Source organism: Deinococcus sp. LM3, assembly GCF_002017875.1.
Lineage (GTDB): Bacteria > Deinococcota > Deinococci > Deinococcales > Deinococcaceae > Deinococcus.
Map to the genome: position 1 here is coordinate 182,535 of NZ_MUFV01000001.1, position 20,908 is coordinate 203,442.

Sequence of the window (20,908 nt, forward strand, 5' to 3'; positions counted from 1 at the left end):
GCTATCAGTCAGCACATGCAGCATTCTGAATGAGTGAACACTCACTCGGACGGGAATGAACGGGCGAAGCGGACCTCGCCCCGCCCGGCAGACGACCCCCAGCGGCGGGCCACCATCCTCCACGCAGCGCAGGTCTGCTTCGCGCAGGACGGCTTTCACCGCACGACCATGCGCGCCGTGGCCCGGCAGGCGGGACTGGCTGAGGGCACCCTCTACCATCACTTCCGCAGCAAGGACGACCTGCTGCTGGGCCTGTTCGGCGCCCTGGGGGAGCAGGCGCGCGACTCGCTCGATCCGGCGGCGCTGGCGGCACTGAACCTGCGGGATTTCCTGCGGGCGTTCCTGGCCGCGCCACTGGCGGCGCTGGCGCAGGACGAGGCGGGGCTGCTGCGCGTGATCCTGTCCGAGGGCCTGATCCGCCGCGACCTGGGCCGCGCGTTCGCCGAGGGCCTGAACGGGACAGCGGACCTGGGCGCGCAGGCCCTCTCGGCTCGGCCTGAGCTGCGTGACGTGGACACCGGCGAGCTGCTGCGCACCGGCCTGACGCTGGTGCTGGGTCACTGCGTGCGGGGCGCGCTGTCGGGCGATCCTCTCCCCGATCCGCAGGTGACGGCGGCGCGCGTGGCGGACGTGCTGCTGGCCCTGCTCGCAGCGGAGCGCGCGTGAGGGTCACGCTGATCGCGCTGGGGTCGCGCGGGGACGTGCAGCCGTACGTGGCGCTGGGGCTGGGGCTGCGCCGGGCGGGGCACGCGGTGCGGCTCGCCTCGCACGAGGCGTTCCGCGCGCTCGTGACGGGCGCGGGTCTGGAGTTCGCCCCGATGCGCGGGGACGTGCAGGAGGTCGTGAACAGCCCCGAGATGCGCGCCGCGCTGGCGGGCGGGAACATGCTGGCGATCAACCGGGTGTCCGCCCGCGCCACGCAGCAGGGGGCGCTGCTGTGGGCCGAGGACGGCCTCGTGGCCGCGCGGGACGCCGACCTGCTCGTGGCGGGCATCGGCGGGTTGAACGTCGCGCAGGCCCTCTCGGAGAAGCTGCGTATGCCGCTCGTGGAGGCGCACGTGGTGCCATTCCATCCCACGCGGGCCTTTCCGGGGGCGATCTTCCCGCCGGCCACCGCGCGGCTGGGCGGCTGGGCGAACCGCCTGTCGCACGTCCTGACGCGGCAGGTGATGTGGCAGATGTTCCGCTCGGCCGACTCGCGCGCGCGGCGCGAGGTGCTGGGCCTCTCTCCCGCCCCGCTGCTCGGCCCGCGCCCGCTGCGGCCCCTGCCGACCCTGCACGGCATCAGCCCGGCGGTCCTGCCCCGCCCCGCCGACTGGGACGCGGCGCAGCACCTGACCGGCTACTGGTTCCTCCCGCAGGAGGCCTGGACGCCCCCGCCCGCGCTGGAGGCGTTCCTGAATTCTGGCCCTCCCCCGGTGTCCATCGGCTTCGGCAGCATGACCACCCCGGACCCGCCGGCGACCACCCGCGCGGTCGTGCGGGCGCTGGAGCGCAGCGGGCAGCGGGCGGTCCTCCTGAGCGGCTGGGGTGGCCTGAGCGCCGCCGACGTGCCGGATTCGGTGTTCGTGACGGACAGCGTCCCGCACGACTGGCTGTTCCCGCGCGTGGCGGCCGTGGTGCATCACGGCGGGGCGGGCACGACGGCGGCGGGCCTCGCGGCGGGCGTGCCGAATGTCGTCGTGCCGTTCTTCGGGGATCAGCCGTTCTGGGGCGACCGTGTGCAGAGGCTGGGCGTGGGGCCTGCCCCGGTGCCGCGCCGCGCCCTGAACGAGCGGACGCTGGCGGACGCCCTGACGCGCGCCGTCACGGACGCCGGCATGAAGGAACGGGCGGCGGCCCTTGGCGCCCGCATCCGCACGGAGGACGGCGTGGCGCGCGCGGCGAAAGTAATCTCGGGACTGAAGCTGTAGCTCCCCGCGATAACTTTCCGGTCCTGTCGGAATCGTGCCATTCTGCGCCCGTGGCATCATCCTCTTCCCTGCTGTCCGGCGCGGTGGACGTGCTGAGTGCCTTCGACGCGGATCACACCGAGTGGCGCCTCTCGGACCTGTCCCGGCAGCTGGGCGTGCCGACCAGCACCCTGCACGAGCAACTGCTGGCGCTGTGTGGGACGGGCCTGCTGGTGCGAGTGGGGCGGGGCCGCTACCGGCTGGGCTGGCGGCTGCTGAAACTGTCGAGCGCCCTGTACGGCAGCCTGCCCTGGTACGCCCCGGCGCACGCGGCGATGGAGCGCGTGGCGCGCGGCACGCACTGTCTGGCGTTCCTGTGCGTGCTGGACGGCGAGGACCGGGTGCTGTGCGTGGCGCGCAGCGTGCAGGGCCGGGACGGGCCGCCCGTGGCGGGAGAACTGGATTTCGAGCTGCCCGCCCACGCGACCGCCAGCGGGAAACTGCTGCTGGCGCTGGCCGGGCGGCCCCTGCCAGCGGGAGCGCCGCCGTTCACAGCGCACACGGTCACGGACGGGCGGGCGTGGGAGGCGCAGGCCGCCGCGATCGGCCGGGACGGGTACGCGGTCACGGCGGACGAGTGGGCGGTCGGGACCGCCAGTCTCGCCGTGCCGGTGCGGGAGGCGGGCGGGCGGGTGCTGGCCGCGCTGGGCGTCAGTCTGCCCACGCAGGCGCTGCGCGGGCGGGACGCGCCGCTGCGCTCGCTGCGGGACGCGGCGGACGCGGTCAGCTGGGAGCTGGGGTGGCGTCCGGAATGAGTTCGGCGGCCTGCGTGGGCGGCAGCGGGCGCGACAGCAGGAATCCCTGCGCGTGGTCGCAGCCCAGTCCGGCCAGGATCCGGCGCTGCTCCTCGGTCTCGATGCCCTCGACGGTCACGGTCATGTCCAGCGTCTGCGCCAGCTGAATCATGGCGGTCATCAGGGCCGTGACCCTGGGGCCGCGCGGGCCGGTCAGGGCGTTCGTGAACGACCGGTCGATCTTCAACTGATCGAACGGGAGCGCCTGCAACATGCTGAGGCTGCTGTACCCGGTGCCGAAATCGTCGATGGCGATCTGCACGCCCAGCGCCTTGAGGTCCCGCACATGCGTCTGCGCGCGTTCCAGGTCGTGCATGACCAGACTCTCCGTGACTTCCAGGATCAGGTGCCGGGCATTCAGGCCGGTGTGCTCCAGCACGCTGCGGACGGTCTGCACGAAGTCCGGCAGTTCGAATTGCAGGGGGCTGACGTTCACGGACATGCACAGCCCGCGCGGCTCGAAGTCCCACGCGGCGGCCTGCGCGCACGACTCGCGCAGGACCCACTCTCCGATGTTCAGGATGGCGCGGCTGTCCTCGGCCAGCGGAATGAACTGACCGGGCGGCACGAGGCCGCGCGTGGGGTGCTCCCAGCGGACCAGCGCCTCGAACCCCGCCAGCCGCCGGCCGCACAGGTCGTGGCGACCCTGGTAGTGCAGGCGCATCTCGCCGCGTTCGCAGGCGCCGCGCAGGTCGCGTTCCAGCTGTTGCCGCTCACCGGGTTCACCCATCTGCGCCTCGAAGTGCAGGACCTGATTCCCGCCGCTGCGTTTGACGCGGTACATGGCGAGGTCGGCGTGCTGTTGCAACGCCCCGGCGTCCGTGCCGTCGGCGGGGGCCACGGCGCACCCCACGGACGCCGTGATGTTCACGCGCTGCCCGCCCAGCGTGAACGGGCGGGCCAGGGCGTCCGCGAGTTTCTGCGCGACCAGCGTCACGTCCTCGCGGGCGGTCACGCGGCTCAGCAGCACCGTGAACTCGTCGCCGCCCATGCGGCCCACCAGGTCGGTGCCGCGCACGCTCTCGCCCAGGCGGCGGGCCACCTGTTGCAGCAGGTTATCCCCGGCCGGGTGCCCGAACGTGTCGTTGACCTGCTTGAAGCGGTCCAGGTCGATGAAGATCAGCGCGGCCTGCTGCCCGCATTCCAGGCTGCCCAGCGTGTCGTGCGTCACCTGATGAAAGTGCGCGCGGTTCGCGACGCCGGTCAGGGGGTCGTGCGTGGCGCGGTGCAGCAGTACCTGCTGCGTCTCCTGGAGGGCGCGGTTGGCCTGCGCGAGTTCCACGTTGCGCAGCCGCTCGATTTCCGCCTCGCGGTTCAGGAGTTCCAGGCGGATCTCGGCGGTCAGGAGTTGCGAGCGGGCGTCGACCTCGCGGGCGTGCATCTGGCGTTCCAGGTCGAAGTGCTCGCGGGCGACGCTCAGGGCCTGCGCGTGGAGGCCCTGCTGCTCGAACAGCTCGGCGAGGGCTTCCAGGGCCAGCGCCTCCTGCGGCCGTGTGCGGGCCTCGCGGCTGATGCGCAGGCTCTCGCGCAGCAGCGGTTCGGCCTCGTCGGGGCGGTTCAGGCGCAGCAGGGCGCGCGCGGCCGTGACGCCCTGACGGCACACGGCTTCCAGGTCCTGCCGGGCGCGGTTGGCGTTCAGGTCGTCCAGCGCCACGCGCAGCGCCTCCTCGGGGCGGTCCTGGCGCAGCAGGGCGCGGCTCACGCACTCCTGCACGGTGGATGTCCAGCGGGGCGGTCCGGACTCGCGGATCACGTCCAGGTGCTCGGCGGCCAGGGTCAGGACTTCCTCGCTGCGGTGCATCTGGTCGCGAATGGCGATCAGGTGCGTCATGGAGGACGCCAGCATCACCGGGGAGCGCAGCGCCTCGGCGATCTCCAGCGCCTGCCGGTGAAAGGCGAGGGCCTGCGTGGTATTGCCGGTGTCGGTGTACAGGCTCGCGAGGTTGTTCAGCGCCCGGAAGCTGCCCATGCGGTCCCCGGTGTCCTGCGTGATTCGCAGGCTGTGCAGGAACGCCTCGAGCGCCTGATCGTACTGCCCGAGGCGGTCGTGTCCCAGGCCCAGGCCGTTCAGGGCGCGGGCCTCGGTCTGCGGGTCGCCCAGTTCACGCGCCAGCGGCAGGCAGTGGCTGATCTGCGTCAGGACTGCCGGCAGGTCCCCGGTGTACAGCGCGCACCCGGCCAGCAGCAGGTGCGCCTGCGCGCGGGCTGCCCGGTCGCCCTGCGCCTCCGCGCGGCGCAGCAGGGCCGCGATCTCGCCTTGCGAGCGTTCCGGCGTGTGGTACATCGCGGCTTCCAGCGCCTGCAACTGCCCAAGCAGCGTGCCGGGCGGGGTGGGGACGGAGCGGCCTGATTGCGTCACGGGGGAACCTCCTGCCAGCGCGGATCCTGCGCTCACAGTAGGGGGCGGCGCACCACAGAAACGTCACACTTCCGTGACCTTCAGGCGCTAGCCGTCCATCAGTTTGGGCAGCATCCGCACCCAGTTCACGTCGGGCCAGCGGTTCAGGAACGCCAGCGCCTCGGGGCTCAGGGCCTGATCGAGTTCGATGGCCAGCAGCGCCTGCCCGCCGCGCGTGTCGCGGGTGCAGGTCAGGGTGGCGATGTTCACGGCGTCGGCGGCGATGGTGCTGGCGATGCGGGCGATCATGCCGACCGCGTCCGAGTAGCGCAGCAGCGCGGTGGGACTGGCGGCGCTGAAGTTCACGCCCAGGCCCTGCACCTGCGCGACCTGAATCACGCCGCCGCCCGTGCTGCTGCCCTGCACCGTGACGGCCTGCGTGTCGCCCCGCACGGCAATCCGGGCGGTATTGGGGTGAACGTCGCCCAGGTCGGCGTCCCGGAACTCGAAGGTCAGCCCGGCCGCCTGCGCCTCTGCAAAGGCGTGAGGGAGGCGCTGGTCGTCGGGCCGCATGCCCAGCAGTCCGGCGATCAGCGCGAGGTGCGTGCCGTGCCCGCGTCCGGTCTTGGCGAACGAGGCGTGCAGGTCGATGACCGCGCTGCGGGCCTCCTCGCCCAGCAGGTGGTGCGCGACCAGTCCCAGACGGCAGGCGCCGGCCGTGTGGCTGCTGCTGGGGCCGATCATGACGGGGCCGATCATGTCCAGGAGGCTCATGCGGTCAGTGTACGCGCGGCGGCGTTCAGGGCGTGCAGGCTGGTCCCGGCATGGCGCAGGGCCGCGCGGGCCAGCGGAAGGCGCACATGGGCGGGCGCGTGCGCGAACAGCCGCAACATCGTGCGTGCCAGCGGGCCGGGCGGGGTGCGCGGGTCCAGGAAGGCGTGCCAGCGCGCGGGCGGCAGCGCGAAGAACGCCGCGAAGAAGGCGGGCAGCGCGCGCGGCGGCAGGTTCAGCAGTGCCTGCACGCCCAGCAGGTGCACGGCGCGGGCGGCGCGGCGTTCCGGGGGCCACAGGGCGTCCCAGCCGGCCTGCGCGGGGTCACGGCCATCCCGCAGCGCCCCGGCGATGGCGTCGGCGACGGCCGGAGCGTCCCGCAGCGCGCCGCTCACCTGAAAACCGCTGATCGGGTGGACCAGTCCGGCGGCCGCCCCGAAGGCCAGCACGCCGTCCGGGGCGGGGGGCGCGGTGTTCATCGGGAAGGACACCCACTCGTCGCTGAGAATCTCGCGCGGTGGGGTGCCCTGGGCGCGCAGGCGGGCGTGCAGGCGGGCTTCCAGATCCTGACGGGTGGGGGCGGGCCGGGCGATCAGGCTGGTTTCCTCCACGAAGTACCGGTCGCCGCCCAGGTGCATGGCGTACAGGAACGTCGCGCCGCCGCGCCGGTCAGCGGGCGGGTCCCCGTGTGGCGTGCGGTAGTCCATCCACACGGCCGCGCCGGGCGCGCTGGGGGGCCGGTCGAAGGTCGCCACGATCCCGTAGGCGGTCTGGAGGGCCGCGCCGTCCGGGTGGCGGTCCGGTTGCCGCAGCAGCGCAGGGCGGTGCCCGCTGGCGTCGATGACCACGCGCGCCTTCCAGCGGGCGGGCTGGCCGTCCTGGGTGCCCTGCACCGTCCAGCCGTTTCCGCTGCGTGCAGCCCCGTCCATCCTGACAGCGCCGTCCACCCGCGCGGCCGTGAGGGTCAGCCCCGGCCCGGCCCGGCCCAGCAGCGCGGCACGCAGGCCCGCGTTGTCCAGCAGGGTGTACGGGCGCAGCAGCGGCGTGGGCTGCGGCCCGGTGTGCACGCGCACGTCCGCCCAGGTGTGCGCCGCGCAGTCCTGCATCCATCCGGGCAGGTCGTCGTGCCACGCGCCGTACGTGGCCGGGAACGGGGCGTGCGGGGCGGGGTCGGTCACGCGGACGCTCAGGCCGCGCGCGGTCAGTTCGGCGGCCAGGGCCAGTCCGGCGGGGCCAGCGCCGACGATCAGGGCGTCCGTGGGCGGTCCGGACAGGAGTGGGGCGTCGGCGGTCATCTGGCCCGCAGGCTAGCGCGGCCCGGCCCGGCGCGAGTGTGCGCCCGCACCCGCCCGCACCGGCCGGGCCACAGGAGCCGGGGGCGGCGAAAGCATCAAGGGCCTCTAAGGGCCGAGTGTGCCCCGGCACGCAGCCGCCCGCGCGGACGGCACTCTAACCTGCGCGAATGAGCACTCCTGCCCACTCCCGCCGCCCCGCCGCCCGCCGCCTGCTGCTCGGGGCGGGCGCCCTGGCCCTGGGCCTGTCCCTGGCCGCCTGCTCGCGTGACGGCGCGCAGGGCTTCCTGAACAACCTGACCAGCACCGGCGGCCTGACCGTGAACCGTGACGTGTCGTACGGCCCGGACGGCCGCAACGTCATGGACATCTACGCGCCGCAGAACGCGCAGGGCGCGCCGGTGGTGCTGTTCATCCACGGGGGTTCCTGGCAGGGCGGCGACAAGGACGGTCACAAGTTTGTCGGTGAGTCCCTGGCGCGCGCCGGGTACGTGGCGGGCGTCATGAGTTACCGTCTGGCGCCGCAGAACGTGTACCCGTCGTACGTGCAGGACGCCGCGCAGGCGCTGAAGGTGCTGCGGGCCGACGCGACGGGCCTCGGCGGGAACCCCGACAACCTGTTCGTGATGGGCCACTCGGCCGGGGGGTTCAACGCCGTCGAGATGGTCGACAACGCCCGCTGGCTGGCCGAGGTGAACGTGCCCGTGGGGAGTATCCGGGGCGTGATCGGCGTGGCCGGGCCGTACTCCTTCGACTTCCGGTCCTTCCAGTCGGCCGTCGCTTTCCCGAAAGGAGCGACGCCGGACGAGGTCATGCCGGACCGCCACGTGCGCGCCGACGCGCCCCCGCACCTGCTGCTGGTCGCGCAGAACGACGACACGGTCGCGCCGCAGAACGGCGTGAACATGGAACGCGCCCTGCGCGCGGCGGGCGTGCCGGTGGAACTGAAGGTGCTGCCGGGCGTGGGGCACATCACGATCATCGCGGCCATGTCCCGGCCGCTGACGTTCCTGGGCGACACGCGCGCGCAGGTCATCCGTTTCATCGAGGAACGCCGCCTGAAATGACGGCCGCCTGAAGTGATCGGCAGATAATCCGGCGGGACGGGCGGGGCGGTAGATTGGGCGCATGTCCCGCTCCGCCCTGCTCCTCGTTGCCCTGGCGTGCGCGCCGCTGCTGGGCGGCTGCCGTTACGCGTTCGTGCCACTGATTCCCGCGCAGGTGAACGTGGACCTGCCCGCGCGGCTCACGAACGCCACCCTGACCCGGCAGGGGGACACGCTGCGCGTCACGGCACAACTGGACGGACGCTTCGAGCCGGGCTTCCTGACGGTCCGCTGGTTCGACGGGGGCCGCGAACTGGGCACCGACAGCGTCTACCTGGACGACCGGCAGCGCGCCGCGACCTTCACGCTGGACGCGCCCGCACGCGGCACGTACCGCGCGGTCCTGTCGTTCGGCGGGGCGGCGCTGCGGCAGGTCGAACTGTACGAGGTCGCGCCGTGAGTGACGCCGGCGGCACCTGGACGGGCGTGGTCGAGTGGACGGCCGGCACCCGCGAGCGGTTCGTTTGGCGCGGCGGCACACTGGAACCGCTCCGCACCGAACGCTGGAACGCGCCCGTCAATTACGGTTGCCTGCCCGGCACCCTGAACCCCGCCGACGACGCCGAGGTGGACGCCGTGTGGCTGGGCGCGCCCCTGCCGGTCGGGACGCAGCTGACGCTCCCGCCGGCCGGGCTGCTGCACCTGCTCGACGGGGATCACAAGGTCATCTTCGCCGGGCCGGACGCCGCGCCGGACCCGGTCGCCGTGCAGGCGCTGCTGGACTGGTTCCCGCCGGAACGCGGCGCGCAGCTGCTCGGGCCGGAGCAGGCCGCCGCGTGGCTGGCCGGGGTCGGGCTGACGCCGCCGACCTCCCACTGAACCGGCACGGTCTGAGGGCACCGTCGTCTGAGCACCGTCGTCTGGGCGCGGTCGTCAGGGCCGGGAACCGACGTCGGTGGTGGCCGGGCCGGGCGGCGCGGGCGTCCAGTCGCGCGTCAGGGCCAGCAGGCGGCCCGTGACCCAGCCCATCGCCTCGCTGCGCGGGTACGACACGGCGCTGTGGTCCTCACGGGTCGAGACGAAACGTTCCAGGCCGGTGCGGGTGCCGTCCAGGCGGGTGTTCGGCGTCAGTTCGAACAGGTAGTTCACAGGCAGGCCCAGCGTCTGCGTGCGCGCCGGCAGGCGTTTGCTCTGCACTTCCAGGTTCAGTTTCACGTTCGGCCAGACCACGTCCTTGATGTTCAGGTTCCGGCCTGCCACGCGGATCACGTCGCAGGCTTCCAGCGGGGACGGGTCGGCCGGCCGCGCGCGCAGCAGGGAGGCGAAATCTCCGCGCCAGCCCAGGCAGATGCCGTCCAGGTCGATCTGCACGTCGATGGGCACGGACGGGTTGACCCGGGTCAGGTGGTGTAGCCACACCGCGCCCTGCGAGTGGCCCAGCAGCACCAGCCGGGGCGGTCGGGGCGCGCCCAGCCAGGGTTTCAGGGCGTTCAGGTCGTCCTGCAATGCCGCGTACCCGCGCTGGGGGACGTTCAGGGCGGGCGGCGTGAAGGTGTGGGCGGGGTGACTGGCGTACCCGCGCGCCTGCACGCTCAGGCCGCGCGTGGTGAACGCGTCGGCCAGGGCGTCCAGCGTGCCGCGCGACCCCAGGTAATCCCAGTTGTCGCGCGGCGCGGCGCACGACGGCGCGCAGCGGCCCGACACGCTCAGGATCACCACGTCCGGCGCGGGGCCGGTCAGGTCCAGCGGGGCGGTCCGGGTCACCTGCGGCGAGAGGCGTGGCGAGCAGGCCAGCAGCGCGGGCAACAGCAGGGCCGCCAGCAGCAGTCCTGTCGGCCGCGGGGCCGGAAGGCGGATCTGTGACAGCAGTGGAGGGTGGGGCAGGGCACGCATTCGGAACCACAGTGTAGGGGTCAGTCGTGGCGCTCAGGTCTGGCGGGCGTCAGGGCGGTGAGGGCGGTCGGCGCTGCGCCCGGTACAGCTTCGCGGGGCGGCCCGCCTGTCCGTACTGGTGGTCGAGCTGGGCGCGGCCGCTGCGCACGAGATGTTCGAGGTACCGCCACGCGGTCACGCGGCTGAGGTGGACCTGCTCGCCGATCTCCTCGGCGCTGACCGGCTGGGCGGCGTCCGCGAGGGCCTGCGCGACGCGTTCCAGGGTGTGCGGGTCGATGCCGCGCGGCAGGGCGGGCGGCAGGCTGCTGACACCCAGCAGGCGGTCCAGGCGGCCCTGGTCGAGGCGGGTGTCGGTCGGGCCGGACTGGCGGCGGGCGCGGTGCCGGGCCAGCAGTTCCTGTAGCCGCGCGCCGGTGAACGGTTTGATCAGGTAGTCGAACGCGCCGTGCGCGAGGGCGAGGCGCACGCTGGCCTCGTCGTCGGCGGCGGTGATCAGGGCGACGTCGGTGGTCAGGCCCTGGGCGCGCCAGTGGCGCAGCAGGCCCAGGCCGCTGCCGTCGGGCAGGTGGACGTCCAGCAGGATCAGGTCCGGGTTCAGGGCGCGGGCCAGGGCGTCGCCCTGCGCGCAGGTGGCGGCGCTACCGACCACATGCACGTCCGGGTCGCGTTCCAGCAGGTCGCGGTTGACGCGGGCCACGCGCAGGTCGTCCTCGACCAGCAGCACGCGGACCGGCAGGGTGGGCGTCACGGGCCGCTCCGGACGCCGGGTTCGTCGGGGACGGTCAGGGTGGGCGGCGTGGGGGCCGGGAGGCTCAGCTGGAACACGGTGCGGCCGTCGCGGCGGGTGTGGCGCAGCTGCCCGCCGAGCGCCTGCACGCGCCCCATGACGCCGTGCAGGCCGTAGCCGCGGCCCTCGCCCTTGCTGCTCGCGCCGCGGGTGTACAGCGCGCCGCTCAGGTCGGCGGGCACGCCGGGGCCGCTGTCCTCGACCTCGATCTGCATGCCTTCCGGGTCCTCGCCGATCAGGACCGTGACCCGACCGGGCTGCCCGGCCAGCGCCTCGAAGGCGTTCTGCGTGAGGTTCCCGACGGCGCTGACCAGGGTGTCGGCGTGCCGTTCCCACTGCGGGCCGAGGCTGCTGCCCTCGGTGACGCTGAAGTCGATGCCGAGTTCCTGCGCCCGCTCGCGCTTGCCGGCCAGCAGCGCGACCAGCCGGGGCACCTGCACGTCGCGCAGCAGTTGCCGGAACTGCGCGTCGGCGTGGATCTCGGCGTTCAGGACGCGCAGGGCCTCGTCACCGCGCCCGAGTTGCAGCAGGCCCGACAGGACGTGCAGGCGGTTCTGGTACTCGTGCGTCTGGGCGCGCAGCACGTCCACGAAACCGCGTGCGTGCGTGAGTTCCTCGGCCAGCGCCAGCGCCTCGGCCCGGTCGCGGAACACGGCGACGAACCCGCCCCCGTCCAGCGGTTCGAGGTTCACCAGGACCGGCTGGCCACGCAGGGTCAGTTCGAGGTTGTGAAGGCGTTCCGGCGCGGCGGGCGCGGCGACCCGCGCCAGTTCCGGCCACAGGTCCGTCAGGGCGGCGGGCGCGGCGCGGTCCCCGAGCATCCGGGCGGCGCGGGCGCTGGTCAGCGTGACCTGCCCGGCGCGGTCCACGGCCAGCACGCCCTCGCGCAGCGCGGCCAGCACCGCCCGCTGCTGCCGGGCGAGCGCGGCGATCTGTTCGGGTTCCAGGTTCAGGATCTCGGCGCGCAGGCGCCGCGCGGCCCACACGGCGCCCACCGTGCCCAGCGCCAGGGCCAGCACGAACCAGGGCAGCAGGCTGACCAGCGCGCGGCCCACCAGTTGCCACACCTGCGGCATCAGGTAACCGGTGCTGACGACGCCCACCACGGTCCCGCCGCTCCGGCCGTCCTGCCAGACCGGGACCTTGCCGCGCACGCTCAGGCCCAGGCTGCCGCGCGCGACGCTCACGACCTCCCGTCCGGCCAGGGGCGCGGCGTTGTCGCCGCCCTCCATCGGGAGGCCCAGCCGTTCCGGCAGCGGGTGGGCCAGCCGCACCCCGGCGCGGTTGCCCACCACGATGAAGTCCGCGCCGGCCTCCAGGCGCAGGTCGTTCACGCGGGCGTTCAGTTCCGGGTTCTGAACGCCGGCCCCGGCGCCCTGCACGACGACCGGAATGCGCGCCACGATGCGGCTGGCGGTCAGGGCGCGTTCCCCCAGGCGCGCGCGGGCCTCGGAGTACAGGTGCGTGGTCTGCACGGCGACCAGCAGGATGGTCATGCCGCACAGCACCAGCAGGTGCAGGCGCACGAGTCGGCCCTGCAGGTCGGGGCGGCGGGAAAACACGGTCATGGGTATCGTCCCTGATTGTAGGCGGCGGCGCCCGGCGCGCCGGGTTGCGTTCATTGAGTTCACACCTGTGCGTTGCGTGCGCGCCGACGGCCGTGCTGCACGCAATAAATCCCTTGCGGCGTGCCCGGCGCCGGAGTAGGGTGGCCGGGTACTGACAACCCAGACCGGCTGCCCATCCGAGCGGCAGCCCACCCACCGGAGGTTCACCATGAACGTGAAAACTGCTGCCCTTGCCCTGTCGGCCCTGCTGAGTACCGCCGCCCCTGCCGCCGCGCAGACCCTGAACCTGCGCGTCATGGCGCCCGCCAGCCCCGGCGGCGGCTGGGACCAGACCAGCCGCGCCATCCAGACCGTCCTGCAGGACGAGGGCATCGCCAAGCCCGTGCAGGTGTTCAACGTGCCCGGCGCGGGCGGCACCATCGGGCTGGCGCAGCTGTACAACAGCCGGGGCGACGGCAACCTGCTGATGACCATGGGCCTCGTGATGGTCGGCGCGATCCAGACGAACTCCTCCAAGGTGGACCTGAGCCGCGTGACGCCCATCGCCCGCCTGACCGGCGAGTACGAGGTCATCGTGGTGCCCGCCAGCAGCCCCTACAAGACGCTGGGCGACCTGGCCACTGCCTGGAAGGCGAACAACGCCCTGGCCTTCGCCGGGGGCAGCGCCGGCGGCACCGACCACATGCTGGTCGGCCTGTTCGCCAAGGCAGCGGGCGTGGATACCAAAAAGATGAACTACGTGCCGTTCAGCGGCGGCGGCGAGACCCTGGCAGCCGTGCTGGGCAATCAGGTCGCGGCGGGCGTCGCCGGGTACGGCGAGTTCGAGGCGCAGATCAAGGCCGGGAAACTGCGCGCACTGGGCATCAGCGCGCCCAAGGCGCAGGCCGGGATTCCGGTGCCCACCATGAAATCGCAGGGCTTCAACGTGGACCTCGCCAACTGGCGCGGCATCGTCGCCCCTCCCGGCATCAGCAGCAGCCAGAAGGCCGCGCTGGTCGCCGCCATGGACAGGATGCACAAAAGCAAGGCCTGGAAGGACACCCTCAAGACCCGCAACTGGACGGACCTGTACATGAGCGGCAGCCGGTTCGACGTGTTCCTGAAACTCGAGGCGGTCCGCACGCGCGAAGTCCTCAAGGACATCGGCCTCGTCAAGTAATACCGACAGTTTCGGCAGTCCGGGCGGCGGCGAGTTTCCTTCGCCCCGCCCGGCTCTGTCGTGTCCCCCTTCTCCTTTCGAGGTGTCCTGAATGTCTGACCCCACCCTTCCACCCACCCCCCCAGGTGCCGGCGCGCGGCCCGGTCTGAGCGTCCCGGACCTGCTGGTCGCGCTGGGCGTCGTGCTGCTGGGCGCGCTGCTGCTGATCGGCACACTCCAGATTCCGTTCGGCATCAACGCCGTGGTCGGCCCGCGCGTGTTTCCGCTGATCGTGTCGGTCGGCACGCTGCTGCTGGGCACCCTGCTGACCGTGAACGTCCTGCGAGGCGGGCGCGCCGAACCGGCCGCCGAGGAGGACACCGACCCGGACGCCCGGCCGGACCTGCGCCAGCCGGCCCTGATCCTGGGCGGGTTCCTGCTGGGCGCGGCGCTGCTGCAACCGCTGGGCTTCGTGATCGGCACGGCCATCATGTACTTCACGGTGGGCTTCGCGTTCGGTGAGCGGCGCGCGCCGCTGCTGGCGGGCGTGGCGCTGATCGTGGCGCTCGTCACGTACGTGGTGTTCACGCGCGGCCTGGGCCTGACCCTCCCGGCGGGCCTCCTGAACGGGGTGCTGTGATGGAAGCCGTCGCCTCCCTGCTCGCGGGCTTCGAGACGGCCCTGACGCCCATGAACCTGCTGTGGGCGCTGATCGGCGTGACGCTGGGCACCCTGGTAGGCGTGCTGCCCGGCATCGGCCCGGCCCTGACGGTCGCGCTGCTGCTGCCCGTGACGGCCAAGCTGCCGCCCGTGAGTGCGTTCATCATGTTCGCCGGGATCTACTACGGCGGCATGTTCGGCGGCAGCACCACCAGCATCCTGCTGAACACGCCCGGCGAGAGCAGCAGCATCATCACGGCGCTCGAAGGCAACAAGATGGCCCGCCGGGGCCGCGCCGCCGCCGCGCTCGCCACGGCAGCCATCGGGTCGTTCGTGGCCGGGACCATCGGCACGATCCTGCTGACCTTCGCCGCACCCGCCATTGCCAACGTGGCCGTCATGATCCCGCCCAGCGCCAAGTTCGCGCTGATCATGCTGGCGTTCGTGACCATCAGCGCCACCTTCGGCACGTCCCCGCTGCGCGGCCTGATCAGCCTGTTCTTCGGCCTGACCATCGGCCTGATCGGCACGGACCTGCAGAGCGGACAGGCGCGCTTCACGCTGGGCCGCCCGGAACTGCTCGACGGCATCGAGTTCGTGACCGTGGTCATCGGCCTGTTCGCCGTGGGCGAAACGCTGTACGTCGCCAGCCGCCTGCGAAAAGACAAGGCCAGTGTCATCAAGCTGGACGGCAACGCCAGCATGACCCGCGACGACTGGCGCCGCTCCTGGAAACCCTGGCTGCGCGGCACGGCCCTGGGCTTCCCGTTCGGCGCGGTGCCCGCCGGTGGCGCCGAGATTCCCACGTTCCTGTCGTACACCCTGGAGAAGAAACTCAGCAAACACCCCGAGGAATTCGGCAAGGGCGCCATCGAGGGCGTCGCCGGGCCGGAAGCCGCGAACAACGCCAGCGCGGCGGGCGTACTCGTGCCGCTGCTGACGCTGGGCCTGCCCACCAGCGCCACCGCCGCCATCCTGCTCGCCGCGTTCCAGCAGTACGGCCTGCAACCCGGGCCGCTGCTGTTCATCACGAACGCCGACCTGGTGTGGGGATTGATCGCCAGCCTGTACATCGGGAACGTCATGCTGCTGGCCCTGAACCTGCCGCTGGCCCCCGTCTGGGCGCGGCTGCTGCTGATTCCCCGCCCGTTCCTGTACGCCGGGATTCTGGTGTTCTCCACGGTCGGCGTGTACTCGCTGAACAACTCGGTGTTCGACCTGATCCTGCTCGCCATCTTCGGCGTGATCGGGTACGGCATGCGCCGCTTCGACTTCCCGGTCACGCCTGCCATCATCGGCGTGATCCTGGGGCCGGTCGCCGAGAGTCAGTTCCGCACGGCGCTGCAGCAGAGCAACGGCAACCCCACCATCTTCCTGCAGAGCCCCCTGACGGTGTTCATCCTGCTGACCGTCCTGGCCGCCCTGATCGTCCCGGCTGTCCTGAAAGCCCGCGCGTCCCGCCGGGGCTAATCGAGCCAGACAGCGCCCCCGGCCATCACGGTCGGGGGCGCCTGTCTGCTAATGGTTGGGGTTACTTAGCGGCGGTGTAGCGGCGCGCGACTTCGTCCCAGTTCACGACGCTCCAGAAGGCCTTCAGGTAGTCCGGGCGCTTGTTCTGGTAGTTCAGGTAGTAGGCGTGTTCCCACACGTCCACGCCCAGGATGGGGGTGCCGCTGACGCCGGCGACGGCCTCGCCCATCAGGGGGCTGTCCTGGTTGGCGGTGCTCACGACGGCCAGCGCGCCGTCCTTGACGACCAGCCACGCCCAGCCGCTGCCGAAGCGGGTCTTGGCGGCGTCCTCGAACTTCTCCTTGAAAGCGTCGAAGGAACCGAAGGCGGCGGTGATGGCGTCGGCCAGTTCACCACTGGGCTGCCCGCTGGCCTGGGGGCCCATGACGGTCCAGAACAGGCTGTGGTTGGCGTGGCCGCCGGCGTTGTTGCGCAGCGCGCCTTTCTTGTCGGCGGGCACCTGATCGAGTTTGGTGATCAGTTCCTCGACGCTCAGGCCAGCGAACTCGGTGCCTTCGAGGGCCTTGTTCGCGTTGTCGATGTACGCCTGGTGGTGCTTGGTGTGGTGGATTTCCATGGTGCGCGCGTCGATGTGGGGTTCGAGGGCGTCGTAGGCGTAGGGCAACTGGGGAAGTTCGTAAGCCATGATGAGCTCCTTTACAGGCCGGGTGGACGGTCCCGCACGGTGCGGGCCGTTCCCGGCGACCGCTGTGTATCTTACGCGCCGCCGCGCCGCCGCGTGGAGGCCCGGCGGGTTAAGGGGAGGTTCATGTTGTCCCGTCGGTGATCCGGCCTGTGGACGGTTATCTTGCACGGCGCGGCCCCGCGGCGTCCAGGCGCGTGCCGGTATCCGGCAAATGCTCTAGCATGGCGGGCAATGCGTTCTCCCCTGCCCCGCGCCGTTCTCAACCGTCTGGAAACCGGGCGGCTGGTGGTGCTCAGTGTTCTGCTGGGCGCCCTGGTAGGCGGCCTGAGTATCATCCTGCGGCTCACCCTGGACGCGGCTGTGCGGCTGGGCACCCTGATCACGGACTACGCGCCGCCCGGCACGACCGGCGAGGGCGGCCTGATGATGGCCTTCGGAACCGCCGCGCCGTGGGGGCTGGCGCTGCTGCCGGCCGTGGGCGCGCTGTACGCGTGGCTGGTCCCGGCCCGCAGCGGCGACCCGCTGACGCAACTGGTGCGCGGCTACCACGCGCGCGGGCAGTGGCCCGGCCCGCTCATGCAGGCGCGGACACTGCTGGCGACCGTGCTGGCCTACGGGTCGGGCCTGCTGGTCGGGCGGGACGCGGCGTTCACCATGACCGGTCAGCTGGGCGCACGCCTGATGCAGCGCGTCGCGCGCCTGGACGCCGTGGAGGTCCGCACCCTGACCCTGGCGGGCGCGGCGGCGGCGCTGGGCGCGGTGCTGCACGCCCCGCTGGCCGCCGCCGTGCTGATCGCCGAGGTGCTGTACCGCCGCTTCGAGTTCGAGTTCGAGGTGCTGATGCCCTGCGTGCTGGCCGCCGTGGCCGGCACCGCCGTGTACGGACTGGCGTTCGGATTCGCGCCGCTGCTGTCGTTCCCGGACGTGCAGGTCCCGGCCGGCTCGCAGGTGCTGTCGTTCGTGCTGGTGGCACTGATCGCCACGCTGCTGGGCTGGCTGTCGCTGCTGGCGTGCCGGGTCGTGCCCGAGGCGTGGTCCGAGGGACGGTACCGGCCGCTGCTGGGCCTGATCTTCGGGGCGCTGACCGCCGGGATCGCCCTGCTGAGCACCCCAGCTGTGCTGGGCGACGGGAGCGGCTGGGTGCAACTGGGCGCCGCCGGGTTCGTGGGCGCCGAGGGGGTCGGCCAGGGCGCGTGGCGCTGGTTGCTGCTGGCGCTGGGCGCGCAGATCGCGCTGGGCGGCGGCGTGCTGCCGTCCGTGGGGGTGGGCGGCCTGCTGGGCGCGGGCCTGAGCAGCTTGCTGGGCGTGGATACCGCGACCGGCAGCATGGTGGGCGCGGTCGCGTTCCTGACCGTCACGCTGAACGTGCCGCTCGCGGCCGCGCTGCTGGCAGTCGCGTGGGGCGGCGAGACGCTGCTGCCGCTGGCACTGGTCGCCAGTGGCGTGGCGCACCTGCTGAGCGGCACCAGTGGCCTCGTGCCGTCGCAGATCCAGTCGCGCCGGGACAGCGCCGTGCACGCCAGTTCCGCGTGGCTGCCGGAAACGGTCCGGATCGTGCGCCGGGCCACGCCGGACCAGCCGGGCGTCCCGTTCGACGCCCCGGCCCCCACGCCCGGAACGGACGTGCCGCTCGACACGGACCTGCTTCCCGGCCCCACCGCCGAGCGGGAGCTGTACCGCCGGGGTGTGCCGCCCAGCTGGCGCGGCGCGCGCCTGAGCCTGCTGAGCCTGCCGCCCGGCGTAGAGGTCGTGGGTGTAGTGCGGGACGGCGCGGTGCGGCTGCCCCGCCCGGAGCTGCGCCTGACCTCGCAGGACGAACTGGTGTTCCTGGCGCGCCCGGACGCCTACAACGCGCTCGAAGGCATCCTGCGCCTGCCGGGCAGCTGAACCCGTAGCCGAAGCGTCCCGGCATGCGGAACCGGGCCCACCCGGAACTGCACGCCCCGCCATGCCGGGCGCGGATAATGCCCCGCATGACGCCTGCGCCCCCCCGCGCCTGGGACCGGAACGAACGGCTGGGCATCCTGAACGGCTGGGCGGTGTTCACCGGGGACGGGTTCCTGAACGTGTCGGTGGTCGTGGTGGGGTTCGCCGCGCGGCTGGGCGCGCCCAACTGGGTGATCGGGCTGCTCCCGGCCATCGCGGCGGGCGGGTGGATGCTGCCGCAGCTGCTGGTGGCCGCGCGCGTGCGGAGCCTGCCGTTCAAGTTACCGGTGTACCGCTCGGCGGCGCTCGTCCGGACCGGCACGTACGTGGCGATGGTCCTGATCGCGGCGCTGCTGAGCCACGACCCGGCGCTGTGCCTGACGCTGTTCGTGCTGGCCATGATGCTCAATGCCCTGGCGTCCGGCGTGTCGGGCCTGCCCTTCCTGGAGGTGGTCAGCAAGACCGTCCCGGCCGAGCGGCGCCCCCGGTTCTTCGGGACGCGGAACCTGTACGGGGGGCTGCTGGCCTTCGCGGCGGGCCTGCTGGTCCGCTGGATTCTGGCGTCGGACCTGCCGTTCCCGCTGAACTACGCGCTGATCTTCGCGCTGGGCACGGCGGCGTTCACGTTCGGGTACTGGGTGTTCGGGCTGGTGAAGGAACCGCCGGACCCGCCGCTGCTGGCGCTGGGGCTGCGCGGGGAACTGCGAGCCATGCCGCAGACGCTGCGTGACCCGCACTTCCGGGCGTTCCTGACGGTGCGGCTGCTGCTGGCCGGGGCCAGCATGAGCGAACCGTTCTTCGCGGTGAACGCGCTGCGCGAACTGAACTACCCGGCGGCCACGCTGGGCATCTTCGTCATGGCGCTGACCGGCGCGGCCCCGCTGTCGAACATCGTGTGGCAGCGGGTCGCGGAGCGCAAGGGCTCGCGGCGCATCATCCGGTACGCCAGTGTCTGTTACGGTCTGGCGCCGCTGTACGCCGTGCTGGTCGGCGCGCTGGGCCTGAACGCCTGGGCCTACCTGGGTGTGTTCGTGCTGTCCAGCGTCGCCACGCAGGGGTTCAACCTGGGGCACACGAACCACCTGCTGAACATCGCGCCGGAACACGCCCGCAGCCGTTACATCGGGACGCTGAATACCCTGGTCGGCGCGGCGCTGTTCACGCCGGTCCTGGGTGGCCTGCTGGCCGACCGGGTAGGGTACACGCCGGTGTTCGTCCTGAGTGGCGCGCTGTGCGCCGCCGCGTGGTGGCAGTGCGGGAAGTTGCGCCGGGACGCCTGATCCGTCCGTACCGTGCCACGAGTTCCGCTGGGGTTTCCGCCGCACCGGGGCCTTCTGCGGTCTGATGCCGGTGGGCCGTTCCGGCTTTCGTTCGTCAGGCGACTGCGCCTCTGGGCAACCGTGTGGATAGCCGGGAATTCCCTCTGCTGGCGGGTGCGTGGTAGCATCAGGGCTATTCTCAACCCGGCTTCAGGAACGGTTTCGTTTCTGTGCCACCCTCTGGAGGACCCCATGAACAAACGCACCCGTCAGCTGACCGCTGTCCTGATTCTCGGCGTGACCGCTGCCGCTCTGGCGCAGGGCACCACTTTCCTCACCATCGGGTCCGGCAGTACCACCGGGGTGTACTTCCCGGTCGCGACCGGCATGGCCAAGATGGTCAACGACGGCGGTAACGGCCTGCGCGCCAACGCCCGCTCGACCGGCGGCAGCGTGTTCAACATGAACGCCATCGCCAGCGGTGAACTCGACGCGGCCGTCGCGCAGAACGACGTCGTGTACTACGCCTACAAGGGCACGGGCCTGCAGGCCTTCCAGGGCAAGGCGAACAGCAAGCTGCGCACCATGGCCGTCCTGTACCCCGAGGTCCTGCACGTCGTGGCCCGCAAGGACAGCGGCATCAAGACCATCGCGGACCTCAAGGGCAAGCGCGTGGTGATCGGTGACCTGGGTTCCGGCACGGAACTGACCGCCAAGCAGGTCATGGAGGCGTACGGCGTGAGCTTCGACGACCTGGGGCAGGCGCTGCGCGTGTCGCCCGCGCAGGGCATCACCCTGATGCAGGACAAGCGCGCCGACGCGCTGTTCTACACGGTGGGCGTGGGCGCCAGCGCTATCAGCCAGATCGCGCAGACGGTGGACGTGAACATGGTGCCGGTCAGCGGCAACCAGGCGGCCAGCCTGATCAAGAAGTACCCCTTCTACGTGCGCTTCAACGTGCCCGCCAAGAGCTACAAGGGCGTGAACGCCACCGTGCCCAGCGTGGCGGTGCAGGCCACCCTGGTCACCAGCACGGCGCTCAGCGAGGACGCCGTGTACCGCGCCATGAAGGCCATCTTCGACAGCGAGGCCGACGTGAAGGGCCTGCACCCCAGCCTGAACAGCAACTTCAGTTACACCAAGGCGGTCAAGGGGATTCCCGCACCGCTGCACGCGGGCGCCGTGAAGTTCTTCAAGGAAAAGGGCCTGAACGTCAAGTAATACGGACTCCGATTGAATGGCTTGCAGAGCCGTTCAATCCGAGCGAAGCGAGCAGGAGAGAAACGGGTTCCGGGCGTGGAGTTGGCAATCCGGTGAAGTTCCGGGTTG

General features: G+C 72.1%; 19 protein-coding genes. 12 read left to right on the forward strand and 7 right to left on the reverse strand.

The window, feature by feature from the left end; genetic code table 11:
- Window positions 1-33 precede the first annotated feature (33 nt).
- The 3 genes from BXU09_RS00855 to BXU09_RS00865 are packed head-to-tail and all read left to right on the forward strand — an operon-like array spanning window position 34 to window position 2,707.
- Entirely contained in the window at window positions 34-666 is a 633-nt protein-coding gene (locus BXU09_RS00855; RefSeq protein WP_078299763.1) for a TetR/AcrR family transcriptional regulator, read from the forward strand.
- Window positions 663-1,913: a glycosyltransferase gene (locus BXU09_RS00860; protein ID WP_078299771.1), complete on the forward strand. Its 1,251-nt coding sequence runs from the start codon at window positions 663-665 to the stop codon at window positions 1,911-1,913. Before BXU09_RS00855 ends, BXU09_RS00860 begins: the two co-directional genes overlap by 4 nt.
- A gap of 50 nt (window positions 1,914-1,963) precedes the next feature.
- Entirely contained in the window at window positions 1,964-2,707 is a 744-nt protein-coding gene (locus BXU09_RS00865) for an IclR family transcriptional regulator (protein WP_078299779.1), read from the forward strand.
- Here the strand turns inward: BXU09_RS00865 and BXU09_RS00870 are convergent.
- The 3 genes from BXU09_RS00870 to BXU09_RS00880 form a co-directional block, all read right to left on the reverse strand.
- Complete coding sequence (locus BXU09_RS00870; protein WP_078299785.1) at window positions 2,676-5,105, reverse strand: EAL domain-containing protein; 2,430 nt, start codon at window positions 5,103-5,105, stop codon at window positions 2,676-2,678. The two genes, BXU09_RS00865 and BXU09_RS00870, sit on opposite strands and share 32 nt — an antisense overlap.
- Window positions 5,106-5,192: 87 nt before the next feature.
- Entirely contained in the window at window positions 5,193-5,858 is a 666-nt protein-coding gene (gene sdaAB, locus BXU09_RS00875; protein ID WP_078299789.1) for an L-serine ammonia-lyase, iron-sulfur-dependent subunit beta, read from the reverse strand.
- Window positions 5,855-7,150, reverse strand: a complete 1,296-nt coding sequence (locus tag BXU09_RS00880) for a lycopene cyclase family protein (RefSeq protein WP_078299795.1) — start codon at window positions 7,148-7,150, stop codon at window positions 5,855-5,857. Before BXU09_RS00880 ends, sdaAB begins: the two co-directional genes overlap by 4 nt.
- Before the next feature lie 167 nt (window positions 7,151-7,317).
- On the opposite strand from BXU09_RS00880, the gene BXU09_RS00885 reads away from it, so the two are divergent.
- The 3 genes from BXU09_RS00885 to BXU09_RS00895 all read left to right on the forward strand — a co-directional run bounded on the left by BXU09_RS00885 (window position 7,318) and on the right by BXU09_RS00895 (window position 9,072).
- A complete protein-coding gene (locus tag BXU09_RS00885; protein WP_078299801.1) occupies window positions 7,318-8,214 on the forward strand; it encodes an alpha/beta hydrolase in 897 nt (298 codons plus the stop codon).
- A 61-nt stretch (window positions 8,215-8,275) separates the two neighbouring features.
- A complete protein-coding gene (locus BXU09_RS00890; protein WP_078299806.1) occupies window positions 8,276-8,653 on the forward strand; it encodes a hypothetical protein in 378 nt (125 codons plus the stop codon).
- Window positions 8,650-9,072 carry an inorganic pyrophosphatase gene (locus tag BXU09_RS00895; protein ID WP_078299809.1) on the forward strand — a complete coding sequence of 141 codons (423 nt, stop codon included), beginning with the start codon at window positions 8,650-8,652 and terminating at the stop codon, window positions 9,070-9,072. Before BXU09_RS00890 ends, BXU09_RS00895 begins: the two co-directional genes overlap by 4 nt.
- Before the next feature lie 54 nt (window positions 9,073-9,126).
- Here the strand turns inward: BXU09_RS00895 and BXU09_RS00900 are convergent, their stop codons facing one another.
- The 3 genes from BXU09_RS00900 to BXU09_RS00910 are packed head-to-tail and all read right to left on the reverse strand — an operon-like array spanning window position 9,127 to window position 12,441.
- On the reverse strand, window positions 9,127-10,086 hold the full coding sequence (locus BXU09_RS00900) for a hypothetical protein (RefSeq protein ID WP_240500871.1): 960 nt from the start codon (window positions 10,084-10,086) through the stop codon (window positions 9,127-9,129).
- Between the two features lie 49 nt (window positions 10,087-10,135).
- On the reverse strand, window positions 10,136-10,834 hold the full coding sequence (locus BXU09_RS00905; RefSeq protein ID WP_240500874.1) for a response regulator: 699 nt from the start codon (window positions 10,832-10,834) through the stop codon (window positions 10,136-10,138).
- On the reverse strand, window positions 10,831-12,441 hold the full coding sequence (locus BXU09_RS00910) for a sensor histidine kinase (protein ID WP_078299813.1): 1,611 nt from the start codon (window positions 12,439-12,441) through the stop codon (window positions 10,831-10,833). Before BXU09_RS00910 ends, BXU09_RS00905 begins: the two co-directional genes overlap by 4 nt.
- Window positions 12,442-12,649: 208 nt before the next feature.
- Here BXU09_RS00910 and BXU09_RS00915 point away from each other — a divergent pair, with 208 nt between their 5' ends.
- From BXU09_RS00915 to BXU09_RS00925, 3 genes are all read left to right on the forward strand, one after another.
- A complete protein-coding gene (locus BXU09_RS00915; RefSeq protein ID WP_078299817.1) occupies window positions 12,650-13,600 on the forward strand; it encodes a tripartite tricarboxylate transporter substrate-binding protein in 951 nt (316 codons plus the stop codon).
- 91 nt (window positions 13,601-13,691) lie between these two features.
- Window positions 13,692-14,219 carry a tripartite tricarboxylate transporter TctB family protein gene (locus BXU09_RS00920; RefSeq protein ID WP_078299820.1) on the forward strand — a complete coding sequence of 176 codons (528 nt, stop codon included), beginning with the start codon at window positions 13,692-13,694 and terminating at the stop codon, window positions 14,217-14,219.
- On the forward strand, window positions 14,219-15,709 hold the full coding sequence (locus tag BXU09_RS00925; protein WP_078299824.1) for a tripartite tricarboxylate transporter permease: 1,491 nt from the start codon (window positions 14,219-14,221) through the stop codon (window positions 15,707-15,709). Before BXU09_RS00920 ends, BXU09_RS00925 begins: the two co-directional genes overlap by 1 nt.
- Before the next feature lie 61 nt (window positions 15,710-15,770).
- Here the strand turns inward: BXU09_RS00925 and sodA are convergent, their stop codons facing one another.
- Window positions 15,771-16,394 (reverse strand): superoxide dismutase [Mn], encoded by a 624-nt coding sequence (gene sodA / locus BXU09_RS00930; RefSeq protein WP_078299828.1) that lies wholly within the window; start codon window positions 16,392-16,394, stop codon window positions 15,771-15,773.
- Window positions 16,395-16,625: 231 nt separating this feature from the next.
- Between sodA and BXU09_RS00935 the strand changes: the two genes are divergently transcribed.
- The 3 genes from BXU09_RS00935 to BXU09_RS00945 all read left to right on the forward strand — a co-directional run bounded on the left by BXU09_RS00935 (window position 16,626) and on the right by BXU09_RS00945 (window position 20,800).
- Window positions 16,626-18,281 carry a chloride channel protein gene (locus tag BXU09_RS00935; protein WP_078299831.1) on the forward strand — a complete coding sequence of 552 codons (1,656 nt, stop codon included), beginning with the start codon at window positions 16,626-16,628 and terminating at the stop codon, window positions 18,279-18,281.
- A 77-nt stretch (window positions 18,282-18,358) separates the two neighbouring features.
- The gene (locus BXU09_RS00940; RefSeq protein ID WP_078299835.1) at window positions 18,359-19,600 is read left to right on the forward strand and encodes an MFS transporter; all 1,242 of its coding nucleotides are present in this window, start codon (window positions 18,359-18,361) and stop codon (window positions 19,598-19,600) included.
- 231 nt (window positions 19,601-19,831) lie between these two features.
- On the forward strand, window positions 19,832-20,800 hold the full coding sequence (locus BXU09_RS00945) for a TAXI family TRAP transporter solute-binding subunit (protein ID WP_078299839.1): 969 nt from the start codon (window positions 19,832-19,834) through the stop codon (window positions 20,798-20,800).
- The last annotated feature ends 108 nt before the right edge of the window (window positions 20,801-20,908 follow it).